This is a genomic window from Dyella sp. ASV21 (assembly GCF_016428975.1).
In the GTDB taxonomy this organism is placed as follows: domain Bacteria; phylum Pseudomonadota; class Gammaproteobacteria; order Xanthomonadales; family Rhodanobacteraceae; genus Dyella.
This window is the reverse complement of record NZ_JAELTT010000002.1, coordinates 60,941-76,714: the sequence shown is the minus strand read 5'-3', so window position 1 is coordinate 76,714 and position 15,774 is coordinate 60,941. Positions and strand designations below refer to the sequence as shown.

12 protein-coding genes are annotated in these 15,774 nt (G+C 64.8%); 6 read left to right on the top strand and 6 right to left on the bottom strand.

The window, feature by feature from the left end; genetic code table 11:
• Window positions 1-32 precede the first annotated feature (32 nt).
• Genes JHD67_RS01190 through JHD67_RS01165 form a run of 6 tightly spaced genes read right to left on the bottom strand, consistent with a single transcriptional unit; the run spans window position 33 to window position 6,021 of the window.
• A complete protein-coding gene (locus JHD67_RS01190; protein WP_233171561.1) occupies window positions 33-1,262 on the bottom strand; it encodes a DUF3142 domain-containing protein in 1,230 nt (409 codons plus the stop codon).
• A 56-nt stretch (window positions 1,263-1,318) separates the two neighbouring features.
• Window positions 1,319-1,921 carry a response regulator transcription factor gene (locus tag JHD67_RS01185; protein WP_199096492.1) on the bottom strand — a complete coding sequence of 201 codons (603 nt, stop codon included), beginning with the start codon at window positions 1,919-1,921 and terminating at the stop codon, window positions 1,319-1,321.
• A complete protein-coding gene (locus JHD67_RS01180) occupies window positions 1,918-3,072 on the bottom strand; it encodes a sensor histidine kinase (RefSeq protein ID WP_199096490.1) in 1,155 nt (384 codons plus the stop codon). Before JHD67_RS01180 ends, JHD67_RS01185 begins: the two co-directional genes overlap by 4 nt.
• Window positions 3,069-4,271, bottom strand: coding sequence for a sensor histidine kinase (locus JHD67_RS01175; RefSeq protein WP_343214277.1), 1,203 nt, complete (start codon window positions 4,269-4,271; stop codon window positions 3,069-3,071). The genes JHD67_RS01180 and JHD67_RS01175 overlap by 4 nt, the downstream gene beginning before the upstream one ends.
• 41 nt (window positions 4,272-4,312) lie before the next feature.
• Complete coding sequence (locus JHD67_RS01170) at window positions 4,313-5,107, bottom strand: ABC transporter permease (RefSeq protein ID WP_233171560.1); 795 nt, start codon at window positions 5,105-5,107, stop codon at window positions 4,313-4,315.
• Window positions 5,107-6,021 carry an ABC transporter ATP-binding protein gene (locus tag JHD67_RS01165; protein ID WP_199096486.1) on the bottom strand — a complete coding sequence of 305 codons (915 nt, stop codon included), beginning with the start codon at window positions 6,019-6,021 and terminating at the stop codon, window positions 5,107-5,109. The genes JHD67_RS01170 and JHD67_RS01165 overlap by 1 nt, the downstream gene beginning before the upstream one ends.
• A 283-nt stretch (window positions 6,022-6,304) precedes the next feature.
• Here JHD67_RS01165 and JHD67_RS01160 point away from each other — a divergent pair, with 283 nt between their 5' ends.
• The 6 genes from JHD67_RS01160 to JHD67_RS01135 all read left to right on the top strand — a co-directional run bounded on the left by JHD67_RS01160 (window position 6,305) and on the right by JHD67_RS01135 (window position 15,763).
• A complete protein-coding gene (locus JHD67_RS01160) occupies window positions 6,305-7,801 on the top strand; it encodes an aminotransferase class III-fold pyridoxal phosphate-dependent enzyme (RefSeq protein WP_199096484.1) in 1,497 nt (498 codons plus the stop codon).
• 179 nt (window positions 7,802-7,980) lie between these two features.
• Window positions 7,981-10,809 (top strand): lamin tail domain-containing protein, encoded by a 2,829-nt coding sequence (locus JHD67_RS01155; RefSeq protein ID WP_199096482.1) that lies wholly within the window; start codon window positions 7,981-7,983, stop codon window positions 10,807-10,809.
• Between the two features lie 168 nt (window positions 10,810-10,977).
• Window positions 10,978-11,325, top strand: a complete 348-nt coding sequence (locus JHD67_RS01150; RefSeq protein ID WP_233171559.1) for a PsiF family protein — start codon at window positions 10,978-10,980, stop codon at window positions 11,323-11,325.
• Window positions 11,326-11,618: 293 nt separating this feature from the next.
• Window positions 11,619-13,217, top strand: coding sequence for an ATP-binding cassette domain-containing protein (locus JHD67_RS01145; RefSeq protein ID WP_199096480.1), 1,599 nt, complete (start codon window positions 11,619-11,621; stop codon window positions 13,215-13,217).
• A gap of 32 nt (window positions 13,218-13,249) precedes the next feature.
• Window positions 13,250-13,891 carry a uracil phosphoribosyltransferase gene (gene upp, locus JHD67_RS01140; protein WP_199096478.1) on the top strand — a complete coding sequence of 214 codons (642 nt, stop codon included), beginning with the start codon at window positions 13,250-13,252 and terminating at the stop codon, window positions 13,889-13,891.
• Between the two features lie 246 nt (window positions 13,892-14,137).
• Window positions 14,138-15,763: a methyl-accepting chemotaxis protein gene (locus tag JHD67_RS01135; protein ID WP_199096476.1), complete on the top strand. Its 1,626-nt coding sequence runs from the start codon at window positions 14,138-14,140 to the stop codon at window positions 15,761-15,763.
• The last annotated feature ends 11 nt before the right edge of the window (window positions 15,764-15,774 follow it).

Here is a 15,774-nt window from a genome sequence, read left to right as displayed (position 1 = left end):
GAAGTATGCGGCAGCAGCGTGGCAACGTCGCGTCAGCGGGCGCGCCCTGCTTCAATATGCAACGCCGCCGTACCGTCGCAACGCAACCAGCCAATGGCCAGCTGGCGACCGGCGCGCAGCAGGCCGCCCCGAGCGCGCTGCAGGAACAGCCCGTGATCCGAACGCTGCAAGGTATACCCATTGGCGCCATCGGCCAGCGAGCAGGCCGCATCCAGGCGCACCAACGACGGCAGCGGCACATCGGCATTGCCCGCGTTGATCAACACCAGATCGCGCAGCGATGCCTGCCGCGCCGCGCGCACCTGGGCCAACAGGGAAATGCGCAGCGGCTGATGCAGAAGGACGGCACGCCAGGTCGCCATGCTCCAGGCGCGCGTATCGTCGTCGGTAGGCAGACGGAACCACACGATGCCGGCCAGCCCGGGCGGCGCATCCGCCTGCAGGGTGTTCAAAAAGCCCTGCATGGCGACGGGGTCGGCAAACAACTCGTTGGCGTCGCTTGCGCCGCTCAGCGTCGGCCGCTCGCTTTCGATAGCGGCCACCCGCCCTTGGTCGTCCCAACTCACGCGCGTGCCATAGGCCGGCAGGGCCACCCGCCAAGGCGAATGCACCCGCTTCGCAAAGGCGGCGATCCATGCGTGCGCGCGCTGCGGATCGAACAGGCCGGCGCGCGGCGACTGCACGGCATGCACCTGCAGAACGGCTTCGTCCACCTGTGCGAGCAGCGTCTCCAGTTGCGTGCTATCGAGCCAGGTGGGCAGCGCGGTGATCGAAAGACGTACACGCGTGCCCAAGGTGGGGCGCAGCGCAGCGAGAAAATGGGCGTAGGCCGGCAGGCGCGAGGTCGCGCAATCGTGATCGATCTCCACGCCTGCCGGCGATAGTCCCCGCTGACGCCATTCCGTCACCACGCCATCCACGCCGTCGATGAGGGCTTGTTCGTCCCAGCGGTCGAGCTGGCCTTCGATGCGCACCACCGCAATGACCGGCTTGCCGCTCGCCGCCAGCGCCGCCGCGTCGGGCCGCATGGTGTGCCATTGCCCGTGCACGTCCACTTCGGCGGCGAGCACGCGCCAGGTCTGCACCGCGTCCTGGCTGGCGTGCAGCGCGTCGGCCAGGGCGGGCGTCCACTGCCGTTGCCAGACATAGGCGTCGTTGCCCAGGGACTCATGCTTCTTCGCGCAGCCGCTCGACAACATGGCAATCAGCACGATGAGCAGCCACGCGGGCAGTCGAATGGAACAAGCGAGCGGATGCGGCAAGGCCAGCCTCGCGAACGGTGTGGGCCTGCTATTGCAGCCGATCCCTGCGCCGCTGGCTACAGCCAGCCCTTTTGCCGGGCCAATCGGTACGCCTCGATCCGGTTGGCCACCCCCAGCTTGCCGATGGCCTCGGACAGATAATTACGCACCGTGCCATGGGACAGGTTGAGCTGGCTGGCGATGTCAGTGGCCGACTGGCCCTCGCCGGCCAGCCGCAAGACCTGCCGCTCGCGGTCATTGAGCGGGTCGGCCTCCGACCAGGCTTCGAGCGCGAGTTGCGGATCGATCGCCCGGCCGCCGCGATGAACCGTGCGCAGCGCCTCGGCCAACCGTTCGGCCGGCGCGTCTTTCAGCAGATAGCCCGAAACGCCCGCATCCAACGCCCGACGCAGAAAACCGGGGCGCGCAAAGGTGGTCACGATGATGATCTTGATGGGCATCTCGTGGCGCTGAATGCGCTGCGCCAACTCCAGTCCAGTCAAACCGGGCATTTCGATGTCGGTAACCAGCACATCGGGCTTGAGGCGCTGCAGGTCGCGCCAGGCGGCTTCGCCGTCCGCGGCGGAACCCAGCACTTCGATGTCCGATTCCAGGTTGAGCAGCGCCGACAGCGCGCCGCGCACCATCGCCTGATCTTCGGCCAGGGTGACGCGGATCATGCGGCGCTCCTGTCCACCGCCTGCGTGGCGTTGACGTGAGGAAGCGTCACACGAACCGTCAGCACCGTGCCATGACGCGATGGCGAGTCGATATGAAGGCTGCCACCCAGCGCGCGCACACGCTCACGCATGCCGCTGACGCCGTTGCCGTGCGCGGCCAGGCCGCCACACCCATCATCACTGATCTGCATCTCGAATCGATCCTTGCCCACGGTGAAAATCGCCTGCGCCGAACCCGCTTTTGCGTGGCGATGAATATTGGTAACCGCCTCGCGCAGCACCAGCGCCAGCGGCGCCTCGATGTCCTCGGGCAGCGCGATCTCGTTCGGCAGTTCGCCCTGAAAACGCACGCCTGAGGCCTCCAGCATCAGGCGCGCGGAGATCAGCTCGGCCGCGAGATCGCCCCGGCGCATGCCCGTGACTGCTGCGCGCACCTCGCCCAGGGCATGCCGCGCCACTCGTTCTACCTCTTCCATCTCGCGCTGGGCACGCGGCGGATCGATCAATGCCAGCCTGCGCGCCAACTCGGACTTGATGGTAACCAGCGACAACGTATGCCCAAGCAGATCGTGCAGGTCGCGACCGATGCGCTCGCGCTCGGCCACCGTCGCCAGGCGACGCACTTCGTCCTGGGAAAGGCGCAACTGGGCGTCGCGGCGCTGGTTGTTGAGGCGAAGATAATGACCAAAACCCGATACCGCCGAGACAAATCCCACCAGCAGCATCAGCCAGGGCGATACATGCATGGCGACCGCCAGTGGCACGGTCGCCAGCGCCAGCAATACAAAGGCCAGCAACCAGCGGCGCAGCGAATGCATATAGGCAAAGCACATGCTGGACGAAACCACATAGCCCAGCGCCACGCCGTTGTATGGCCACAACAACAGCCCCAGCGCACCGATACCCGCGGCGTACCAGGGCAAACGGCGATACGGCCCGGCATACACCTGGCGGTGCAGGTACACATAGACGGGCACCGAAAGCGCCGTGGGCAGCAGCCAGCGCGACCAATGCGACGAGTCGGCGGTCAACGGGCCGACGAACAGCGCAACGATCCACACCAGACTCGCGAACGCCTCCCAGCGCAGATAGCTCGATGCGCCGAGTTGTCCGAACAACGAGTCGGGATGCGGCTTGAGCCAGCCGATCATGACGCGTGGCGCTCCTGTTCCGGCCAGCCATCGCCCTGCCCGTGCGCTTCCGCGCCGTCGCCCACCAGGGTCAAACGCGCGCGCAGCGGTACCCGGATGCTCAGCCGCGTACCTTTGCCGCGGGGGGAGTCCACCGCCAAGCTTCCGCCCAGTGCACGCACACGCTCATGCATGCCGCTAAGACCGTTACCGTGGCTATCGATGCCGCCGCGCCCGTCGTCCTCGATGCCCATCTGCAAGACATTGGCAACCACGACCACCGATACGCGCGCCTTGCGCGCTTGTGCATGCCGGGCGATGTTGGTTATCGCTTCGCGCAGCACCAATGACAATGCGCGCTCCACCTCTCCCGGCAGAGAAGGTGGCAGCTCGCCGCTTTCCAATTCCACCGCCGAAGCGCCCAGCATCAACCGTGCCGCCGCCAGCTCGGCGGCGAGGTCCGTGGCGCGAATGCCGCTGACCGCCGAGCGCACTTCCGACAGGGCGTGCCGCGCCACCTTTTCCGCCTCTTCCATCTCACGGCGCGCCGCTTCGCTGTCACGATCGAACAGCTTGCGCGACAACTCCAGCTTCAAGGTAATCAGGCTGAGCGTGTGACCCAGCAGGTCGTGCAGATCCCGCCCTATGCGTTCGCGCTCGGCCAGCGCGGCAAGGCGACGCACTTCGTCTTGCGAAAGGCTCAGCTCCAGTTCCTTTTGGTCCGCATGGCGCTCGGCATTTACCACCAGCCCCACGATGACCGTGGTGACGGGCATCCATACCACCGCCTGCCACGGGTACTTCAACAACCAGACCTCGACCAGGCATATCGCGTTCAGGCCGGCGAGTGCCAGCAGATAGCTGCGCAAGCTCATGCGACACGTGCACAGCATCACGCAGCCATACACAAAGTAGGTAAGCCCACTGGGATACCAGGGCAACGTGACGAAGGTCAGCATCACCAGCGCTAGCGCATAGCGGTAGGCTACCTGTTGAGAGGCGGTGCAGCACTTGGCGTATAGGAACAGGAACGTCGGATAGCTCAGCAGCGTGCCCAGCGCCCAGCCCCAGGTGAAGCCATCGAACATGGGGATGATGAATACCCACACCGACCAGAGCAGGTGCACGGCGTTGAGCCAGGGAGATCGGGCACGGCGCAGGTCGCGGGCGACCAGGGAATCGGGCGCGGGGACAAACCAGTTTTTCAACAGCTGACGCACCACACGCTCTCCCCCGGCCACCAACCACGGTCCATCGTACTTCAACCGACCCGGCGCAGGCGGCGAGCCGCCAGCATGAAAAACACCAGGCCATAACCCGCCAACGCCAGCACGTGCGGCCACAAGGCGTCCTTGCCCAAACCCACCGCGCTCAGCGCCAGCGGCTGCAGGTGCGCACTGGGCCAGATCGGCGCCAGCCGCTGCAATGTGGCGGGCAGCATGGCAAGGGGAATCCACAGGCCCGACAGGAACGACATGGGTAGATAGATGAGGTTGAGTACACCAGGCGCGCCCTGTCCTTTGACGTATGCGCCGACCAACATGCCCAGCGCGCAAAACGGAAGTACACCCAACATGCCGGTGAGCAGCAACCGCATCCCCTGGCCGGCGCTCAACGGCACATGACCCAAACCGGTCGCCATGGCGAGCAACAGCAATACCACCCCACCGGCCGCCAGCATCGCCATCAGCATCTTGCCCAGCAGATAGGCCCCGGGCGGCATCGGCAAGGCACGCTTGAGCGTCAGCAGACCGTTCTCGCGCTCGGCCGCCAGCGATACGCCAAAGCCAAACAAGCCAGGGCTCATCACGCCGAAGACGGCGTAGCTCGCCAGCAGGTAACGCGGCACGTCACCGGGTGCATTGTGGTTCATCACAATGCCGAACAGCAGGTAGAACATGGTGGGGAAAAGCATCACCGGCAACATAAAGCCCGGTGCGCGCAGATAGCGCAGGCACTCACTGCGTGCTTCGGCGACATAGGCGCCAAGCACGCGTTGCCAGGGCATGGCGTGGTCGATCGAGCGCGGCGCGTCCGCAACATGCAAGGTATTCATCAGGCGGCCTCCCGTTCCTGCGCCAGCTCGTTGGTCAACGCGGTGAACGCTTCGGCCAGGCCGGCACGCGTCACCTCCAGGCCAGACAGTTGCGGATCGGCATCCAGCAGGCGCCGCAGCACATGCTCGGCGGCATCGGTGCGAATACTCAGGCTGCCACCCTCCCGCTCGGCACCGGTGACGCGCGGCCATGCGGCGACGGCCTCGGCATCGAGGTCGGTAACGCAGCGAATGCGCGTGAGCGATACGCGTGAGCGCAACTCGTCCACGCTGCCATCGCTCACCACGCGCCCGTTCGCCAATACCACCACGCGCTGCGCCAAGGCCTCTGCCTCCTCCAGGTAATGGGTGGTCAGCACTACGCTGCATCCTTCCGCGACCAGTCGGCGAATGGATGTCCAAAGTCGTTGGCGTGCATCGATGTCCATGCCCACGGTAGGTTCGTCCAGAAACAACAGCTCCGGCCGGCCGCACAACGCAAGGGCAAATTGCACACGGCGCTGCTCGCCGCCCGACAGCTTGGCGTAACGTCGATCGAGGTACTGGGCGATACCCGCCAGCTCCACGGTTTCCTCCAGCGTGCGCGGCGCCGGGTAGTAGCTCATGGTGAGTGCAAGCAACTCCGAAACCCGCAACGTGGCCGGCAGCGCTGCCTGTTGCAGCATCACCCCGATACGGCGACGCGCGGCGATATCCTGCGGATCGCGGCCGAACAGTTCGACGCGTCCGGCATCGGCGCGAACCAGGCCTAGCAACAGCCCGATGGTGGTGCTCTTGCCCGCACCGTTAGGCCCCAGCAAGGCGAGCAATTCGCCGCGCTGCAACATGAGATTCAACCCGTCCACGGCGGTTAAACCGTCGTAACGTTTGATCGCGCCAGCCAGGCTGGCGACCACGGCGACCGTAGCTGTCATAACCCCTCCTTGTGGCTTGCCATGCTAGGCAGCGCAAGGGTTTGACCACAGTCGCCAGCGTCAGCCGGCGCGGGTGACAAGCGTCACGTGGGGTACCGGCCGACAAGCGGCCGCGCTATGCTCGGACGGTCGTTGCGTTGCCACATCCGTGATGGATCGCAATGCGACAAGGCCCGCACAGGCCAGGAGCGCGCACGATCAGGCGCTTCCACCATGCATTCGTTGACACGTCGACGCGCATGCCATCGGGACGGCAGGCCAGTCGACCTTGAAGGAGGAACCCATGGGCGTGATTGATCAGCTGCGCGAACTGCGCGAATTCGGCGGCGCTCCGCTGACGACCGGACTCGACGACGCCAGCATCGAGCGTTTCGCGAGCAGCCACCCGGCGCTTGCGCAGGCGATTGAAGAAGCCGTTGCGCGTCATCGCGAACTGCGTGCCGAACTGGGTGATTTCCTCAAGCTGGATGAGACCGAGCAACTGGCGAAGACGCAGGCCGAGTTCGTCAATTTCTACCCGGACGATGCCATCAACCCGTACTTGCCGGCCGCTGCGCGCGGTCCGTGGGTGGTGAGCTTCAAGGGTGCGGTGATCCACGACAACGGCGGCTACGGCATGCTGGGTTTCGGTCACAACCATCCGGCCATCGATGCCGCGCTGGCGCGCCCGCAGGTGATGGCCAACGTGATGACACCGAGCATCTCGCAGATGCGCTTCACCCAGGCGATGGATCGTGAACTGGGTCGTCACCGCGGCGGCAATCCGTATACGCGCTATCTCGCGCTCAACTCCGGCTCCGAGGCCGTGGGGCTGGCCTGCCGCATCGCCGACGTCAATGCCAAGCTGATGACCGACGCCGGTGGCCGCTATGCCGGTCGCACCATCAAGCGCGTGGCGGTCAAGGGCGCGTTCCATGGCCGTACCGACAAGCCGGCGCTGTATTCCGATTCCACCCGCAAAACCTATCTGCAGCACCTGGCCAGCTATCGCAACGAAGACACGCTGATTACCGTGGCGCCGTACGACCTGGCCCAGCTTGAAGCGGTATTCGCCGAGGCGGACAAGCAAGGCTGGTTCATCGAGGCGATGTTCCTCGAGCCGGTGATGGGCGAAGGCGATCCGGGCCGCGCGGTCACGCCGGAGTTCTATCAGCGTGCCCGTGCGCTCACCGCCGAACACGGCACCCTGCTGATGGTCGATTCGATCCAGGCCGGCTTGCGCGCCCACGGCGTGTTGTCGATCACCGACTACCCGGGCTTCGAGAAGCTCGCGCCGCCGGACATGGAAACCTTCTCCAAAGCGCTCAACGCCGGTCAGTATCCCCTGTCCGTGCTGGCCGTGACCGACGCGACCGCGCAGCTGTACCGCAAGGGTATCTACGGCAACACCATGACGGCCAATCCGCGCGCGCTCGATGTGGCGCTGGCCACGCTGGGCGAGCTTAGCGATGAGGTGCGCCAGAACATCCGCGAACGCGGCAAGGAATTCGTCGACAAGCTCAATGCGCTCAAGAACGAGCTGGGTGGCCTGATCACCAAGGTGCAAGGCACCGGCCTGCTGTTCTCGTGCGAACTGGCACCGGAGTTCAAGTGCTATGGCGCCGGCTCCACCGAGGAATACATGCGCGAGCGCGGCGTGGGCGTGATTCATGGCGGCACCAACTCGCTGCGCTTCACGCCGCACTTCCTGGTGACCAGCGCCGAAGTGGATCTGGTGGTGTCGCATGTGCGTCAGGCCCTGCTGGAGGGGCCCCGCAAGCTCAAGGCTGAAGCGGCCTGAGCAAACCGCAGACCCGCGTCGCCTGCCCATGGCAGCGATGCGGGTCGTTCGCCAAGGCCAAAACGCAAATTGCTTCGCAATCGGCAGCGATATCGCAATTTCTTCGCAAAAGTGTCGCAATAACCTACTAGCTTGCTCCCCGATGGGGTCCACCCCGGACCCTGGGAAGGGAGTGGTCAATGAAACCCATGCATGTTCGGCGCGCCCTTTGGGGTGCGCTGCTGATCGTCCTGTCGGCGACCTCCGCACAAGCGGCCGACCTCAGCATCAGTCAATTTCGCGTACGCGGCCCCGCCGGGGGCAACGACGAATTCGTCGAACTGTTCAACAGCAGCCGCAAAGCGCTGGACCTTTCCGGCTATAAGCTCAATGCCTCCAACGCGAGCGGCACCGCCGGCACGCGCCTCACCTTGCCCAGCGGCACTTCCATCGCCTCGGGCTGCTACCTGCTGCTCACCAACGGCGCCAGCGGCGGCTACTCCGGCAGTGTGGCCGGCGACATCAAATACAGCACCGGCGTTACAGACGATGGCGGCCTGGCGATTCTCGACGGCAGCGGCCAGCTGATCGACCAGGTGGGCCTCTCCGCCGGCTCGGCCTATAAGGCCGGCACGCCACTGGCGTCGCTGGGCAGCAGCAACGCCGACAAGGGGTACGGCCGCAAGATCGACAGCGCCGGCCTGCCACGCAACACCGGCGACAACCAGGCGGATTTCGACGTGGTGTCGCCCACCGCGCCGCACAACAGCGCGAGCACCTGCGTAGTCATGGGGCAGGCGTTCTCTATCGCCGACGCCAGCGCCACCGTGCGTGGGGCGGCGAACGTCAACATGCCATTCACCATCACGCTGAGCCAACCGGCGCCTAGCGGCGGCGTGAGCGTGCATGCCACCACCGTCGATGGCACCGCCACCGTCGCCAACGGCGACTACGAACCAGTCGATACCACCCTTACTATCGCCGAAGGGCAGACTCAGGTCGGCTTCCATGTCGTGGTGCACGGCCGTACCTCGGCGAGCGACGACAAGGCGTTCGAGATCAAGCTCAGCCAGCCCAGCGGCAACCTCCCGCTGGCGCGCGACACCGCAATGGGCGCGATCCTGTATGACATCCCGGTGGCCGCCGAGATCTGGCAGATACAAGGCCGCGAGCAGATCTCGCCGCTCGTCGGTAAATCGGTGAAGACCACCGGCAACATTGTCACGGCCGTCGGCCCGAACGGGTTCACCATGCAGACGCCGGATGCCCGCGCCGACGCCGACCCGTTGACCTCCAACGGCATCTACGTGTTTACCGCAAGCAAGCCGGCCGTCAGCGTGGGCGATGTGGTGAACGTCGATGCCACGGTCGACAATTACTACCGCCTCACCGAATTGAAGAACGCCACCGTGGTGGTAACGGCCCGCGGCAGTCGCCTGCCGGCGCCGGTGAAGTTCGGCGATGCGATCCCCTCCTCCGATCCGGACAAGCTTTCCTGCGGCGCCACCAATTTCCAGTGCTACGTCGGCATGCGCGTAGTGATAGAGAACGGCATGGTCAACACCGGCAACAAGCGCTTCAGCGGTCAGCCGTATGCCGAAGTGAGCATCACCGCCAATGGCAAACGATCGCTGCGCCTGCCGGGCGTACGTTATGGCGTGCAGGTGCCCGCGGGCGTGCAGCTGCCCAACTGGAGCGGCAACCCGGAAGTGTTCAAGATGAACACGGCGGACTTCGGAGCCGTACCGGCCAATACGCCACTGGTCGCCGGCTCCACCTTCCGCGCGGAAGGCGTGATCTCGTATGACTTCGGTGCCTACACCTTCATCCCCACATCCATCACGCTCAAGCACGCGGCGGAGATGCCACGCGCGGTGTCGCCTACCGCGCCGTACGCACTGCGCATCGGCGCCTTCAATACCGAGCGTTTCTGCGACAGCAATTTCAATACCACATTCACCTGTAGCGGCAACAGCAAGGAACCGACCGACGTCGAGGTTGCGCTGAAAACGCAGCGTCTGTCCGCCTATATCGGCAGCGTGCTGAAACTGCCGGATGTGTTGTCGGTGGAGGAAGTGAAGAGCTTGCCGCTGTTGCAAGGGCTGGCTCGCCAATTGAGCGACGACTACCGCGCCAAATACGAGGCTTACCTGCTGCCCGGGCACGATCCAAGCGGCATCAATGTGGGCTTCCTGGTGCGCAGCGACCGCGTGCGCGTGGTGTCGATACAACAGCTGGGCGCCGATGAGCGTTGGGACGACAACGGCCAGAACAGTTTCCTGCACGATCATCCGCCGCTGCTGCTCACCGCCGAGGCGCGCGGTCTGCGCTTCCACGTGATCTCGGTGCATATGAAAGCGCGCACCAACGTGGACAAGGACGACAGCACCGCCGTGCGCGATCGTCAGAAGCGCTTCCTGCAAGCCAGCTCGCTGGCCCGCCAGGTACAGCGCCTGCAAACCGTCGCGCCGTGGCAACCGCTGCTGGTCGTGGGCGACTTCAATGCCTATCAATTCAGCGACGGCTGGGTCGATGTGGTCGGACTGATCTCGGGCAAGTACAAGGACAGCGAGAACCAGCTCAAGTTGGGCAAGAATCTCGTCTATCCGGCGCTGTGGAACGCGGTGGAATCGGTGCCGCAGAACGATCGCTACTCGTTCCTGTTCACCGAGAAGTTCGGGCCGATCCAGGGTTACACCCAGGCGGGAACCGGCAACTCCGGACGCGAGGTGCCGACCGTGCAAGTGCTCGATCATGCGCTGCTCAACCCGGTGGCCCGACTGCGCCTGCTGAAGATGCAGTACGGTCGCGCGGATCTGGATGCCCCGGCACAGGCGATCGCCGATGCCGCCACCGCGACCGACGCGAGCAAGGCCATCGGCGTGTCCGATCATGACGGCTTGGTGGTCGACCTGTGGGTGCCCGGCCTGCCCCATGGGCCGGGCCACGGCACGCACGGGCGCGACGACCATCCGCATGGCCATGAGCGCAACGATGACCGCGGCGAGGAACACGGCCGGGGCCACTGAGGTCTTCAGCCTTCACGGAGGCCACGCCCGGCGACGGGCGTGGCCTTTTGTTTTGAGGGGCGGCTGAACACATCGCGCAACAGGCCGGGATGCCCCCTCCCATCGCATGCGTTCGCAGGCATAGACTGATACGGCCGGCACTCGCCGGTCATCCAGGAGGGTACCCGCATGTCTTCGCGTTTGAGCCTGATGGTCGCCAGCCTCGCGCTGGCTTTTGCCGCTTCCACCGCTTTCGCCGCACCGCAGGCCGACAGCAGCGCCCCTGCCAAGAACGCCCAGCAACAGCGCATGACCGACTGCAACAAGCAGGCGACGGGTAAGACCGGCGATGAACGCAAAGCGTTCATGAGCAGCTGCCTCAAGGGCGAATCGGCCGCACCGACCAAGATGACCCAGCAGGAGAAGATGAAGTCCTGCAACGCCGACCCACAGGCCAAGAGCCTCAAGGGCGACGCCCGCAAGCAGTTCATGAGCCACTGTCTATCCGGAGATGCCGCGCCGGCTGCCGCGCACTGATCGCGTTACCGCCACGAGGGCGCCGGTAATGACCGGCGCCCTGCTCTGGCCGTTCATGTCCCGTGATCGCCAACCGCTTTTTATCGACGCTTAAGCGGTGCCGGTTATGCTTCGCGCTCATTGCCTTTCAGGGATTCACCGCCGACATGCGCCTCTAAGCCACTCGCCTGCCGACTGACTGCCGCCTTTCATGGCGAGTCTTGTCCGGCCTCGAGTGACAGGGCGGTCGACATCCCTCGCGCGCGCATCGCGCCAGCCCCCTGTCGTATGCCACATCTCTTTCGGAGAGGTCTATGACAGCCATCGCCATCATCGCGCGACAACTTGGTTTTGCGCCGGTCGGCCATGACCCCGTTTTCAACGAAATCGACGCTACCTATGCCACCGGCCGGCACGCCCTGGTCGGGCGCAACGGCAGCGGCAAGTCACTGTTGGCCCGCGTGCTCGCCGACGAACTCGCGCCGACGCAGGGCCACGTAACGCGCCACATGGATATCGCCTACCTGCCGCAACGATGGACCTCGTTCACCGGCAGCGTCGCGTCAGCGCTTCGCCTCGACGATAAGCTTGACGCCCTGCGACGCATCGAAGCCGGCAGCACGGACCCCATGGACTTTCACGTGCTGGGCGATGACTGGTCCGTGAGGGAACGTGCCCGCCACTGGCTCGACGACGCCGGACCGCCCAACGATCTCGCCCGCCCCTGGGCAAGCCTCAGCGGCGGCGAGCGTGTGCGACTGCGGTTGGCGCAGATGTTCGCCTTGGCGCACCATTTCCTGATACTCGACGAGCCTGGCAATCATCTCGACCAATGCGGCCATCGATGGTTACGGGAACGTCTCGCCGCACACACGGGTGGCTACCTGCTGGTCAGCCATGATCGCCACCTGCTCGCCGATGTCGAAAGCATCGACGAGTTGTCTCCACGGGGCCTGCGCCGCCATGGAGGTAGCTACGCAAGCTATGCGGCCCATCGCGAAACCGAGTCACAGGCAGCCGAACGCCAGCTGGATCAGGCGCGCCGCGAACACAGAGCCTTGGAGCAAAGACAACAGCAAGAGCGCCAACGCCTGACGCAACGTCAACAGAAAGCGGGTCGCGAACGCGCGAATGCCAATATGCCCACCATTCTGCTCGACAGGCGCAAGCAGCGCTCGCAAGACACCGGTGCCCGCCTGCTCGCGGCACAGCGGGCACAACGGGCGCGCCTGCTGGCACACGTTCTCCAGGCGCGCGAACACGTGGACATGCATCGCGTCCATCGCTTCGACCTCGGCCACCAAGCGGCTACCCACGCCTCGCTCCAGCTCGAAGGTGCGATACCGCCGCACGGGCACGACCAACCGATCGACCTTCACCTCACTCCCGGCAAACGCCTCCATCTGCATGGCGATAACGGCAGCGGAAAATCGAGCCTGCTGGCGGCCATCAGCGGACACCGGCCGCTGCGCGCGGGACGCATCCGCCGTGGTAAACGCACGCTGCTGATCGACCAGTACTGCAGCCTGCTACGCGACGCGCAGAGTGCACTGGACAACCTGCAACGCCTATCGCCTGGGCATACCCCAACGCACTATCGCGACTACCTGGCCGGCATCGGCTTACGCGGTGAACGTGCCGACTTGCCGGCGGGCACGCTAAGCGGCGGTGAACGCATGAAACTGGCGTTGCTCGCATTGGACAGTGCCACCGAACCCTACGACTTGCTGCTGCTCGACGAAGCGGACAGCCACCTTGACCTGGACAGCCGTGCGTTGCTCGAGCAAGCGCTGGCCAGCTATCGCGGCACGCTCGTACTGGTCAGCCACGATCCTGCGCTCGTCGCAGCCACGCGTATCGACAAAGAGCTCCGCCTGCACAAACCGCTCGCCCCGATCACGCCCGGTAGGTGACAATCGCTCGACTCTGTAGCCAGGCTTACCCCATGAAAATCGTCGAAGTCAGTCATCCGCTCATCCAGCACAAACTGGGCTTGATGCGCCGCGCCGGGATCAGCACCAAGGAGTTTCGCGAGCTCGCCTCGGAAGTCGCCGCGCTGCTCACCTACGAGGCCACGAAGGATCTAGAGACAGTTGAGCAGACTATCGATGGTTGGGCCGGCCCGCTCACGGTGCGCCAGATCAAGGGCAAGAAGGTCACCATCGTGCCGATCCTGCGCGCTGGCCTTGGCATGCTGCCGGGCGTGCTCGATCTGATTCCGGCCGCCAAGGTCAGCGTGGTGGGCCTGCAGCGCGACGAGGAAACCCTCAAGCCCATCGCCTACTACGAAAAGCTCACCGGCCGCATGGACGAACGCATCGCGCTGATCGTCGATCCCATGCTCGCCACGGCCGGCACCCTGGTCGCTACCGTGGATATGCTCAAGGCTGCTGGCTGCAAGCGCATCAAGGGGTTGTTCCTGGTGGCCGCGCCGGAAGGGCTCAAGCGCATCGAAGCGGCGCATCCGGATATCGAAATCTATACCGCCGCCATCGACGAGCGATTGAACGAGCATGGCTACATCCTGCCCGGCCTCGGCGATGCCGGCGACAAGATTTTCGGCACCAAACAGCTCGTCAGCGAATAAGCGTTCCACGCTTCCAGCGTCTATCCCAAACTCCGCCCGTCGGCGGAGTTTTTTTATGGGGACGTTCTGCGAACCGAAGCACGGAAGTCATTCAAACGACATCTGCGAATGCCATCGTTGCGGCGATCCCATGCCCGCCGACAATTACCATAACAAACTGTTTTAATTAAATATTTTTGGCTATTCCGGCTAAAGTTCGCGCTCCATGAGCCGACAGCGGTTGCAGGTCCCTCACCTTTACTCCCCATGTTCAAGCTGCCGACCCGCATCCCCCGACTGACCTTGCGCCAGCGCCTATGGCTGCGTCTGCTCGTCATGCTCGTGCTGCTCGCCGTCATGAGCGCCGCCGGCATGCTGCAATTGCATCGCGCCGATAGCCGTATCCAGGGGTTGGTCGATGGCTCGCTGAGCCCGGTCGCTGACGTCGGTCGTGTGCAGAACGACTACAACAGCAGTCTGCAGGCCTTGGTCCATGCCGTACTGTCGCAGCTACCCTCGGCGGTCGATGACGCACATACGCGCATCCATACCGATCGCGTGGATGCCGAGCGTCATTGGAAGCCCTTGCTCGCCAGCGCACTGGCCGAGGAACAGGCACAGACCCTCAAGCTCACCGGTGTGCATCGCGCCGAAGCCGACCGCGCCATCGATGAAACGCTGAGCCTGCTCGATGCGGGGCAGTTCGACATCGCCGCACTGAAGTTGAGCACCGAAGTACAGCCCGCCTATGAGCCGCTGCAAAGCGATTTCGCCAACCTGTTCCAGGCCGCGCTGGCCAAGGGCAATGCGCAAGTGGAACAACAGCGCGTTGCCGATCGACAAGGCATGTGGCTGTTGCTGGCACTACTGGCAATTGCCCTGGTTGGTACGGTGTTGCTCGATCGCGCCTTGATGCGCAGCCTGTTGCATCGCGTGCGCAACGCCACGCAGCTCGCAACGCGCATTGCCGCCGGCAAGCTGGGCGAACCGGTGGAGATCGGAGCGGCCGACGAACTGGGACAGCTGCTGCAAGCGCTGGCCGCCATGGATGCGCAGCTTGCCAGCGTGCTTGCCCAGGTGCGCGATCGCGCTCAGTCGGTGGATGTCCGCGCGCAACACCTTACCCGCGACAACCAGGCACTCCATCAACGTACCGAGAGCCAGGCGGCCGGCCTGGTGCAAACCGCAGCATCGATGACGCAGATGGCCAACATGGCCGTGCAAGGCGCCAGCCATGCCAACGATGCCGCGCGAGCGACACGCGATGCGCTGGGTCATGTCGAGCAGGGCCGCGAAGTGGCGGATGAGGCGCTCGATTCCATGCAAGCCATCGAACGCGCCAGCCACCGCATTGCCGAGATCGTCGATCTGGTCGACAGCATTGCCTTTCAGACCAACCTGCTTTCGCTCAATGCGGCCATCGAAGCCGCCCAGGCCGGCGAGCGCGGCCGCGGCTTTGCCGTGGTAGCCGGCGAAGTGCGTCAATTGGCGCGCCGTTGCGTGGATGCGGGCAAGGACATCCGCCGTCTGGTCACGCAAAGCGGCGATGCGGTAGCGCTGGCGCGCAGCAAGGTGACCCATTCCAGCGAGGCGCTGGATGGCATTGCCCGCAGCGTCACCCGCGTTGCCGAACTGGTCGCGCAGATCTCCGATGCCAGCCGTCGTCAGGCGCAGGATATACACCAGATCAACCAGACCGTGCTCGATCTGGATCGCCTGACCCAGGCCAACGCCGGCCTGGTGCACGATATCCACGCCACCGGCGATGCCCTGGCCAATGATGCCGAGGCACTGGGGCGTCAGGTCGCCTTCTTTCATCTTCCCCCCGGGGCCGCGCACGAAGCGCGCCCCTCACCTGCAGTGACGCATTTGCCCCGGGCCGCTACGGCCTGAACCGACCAAGG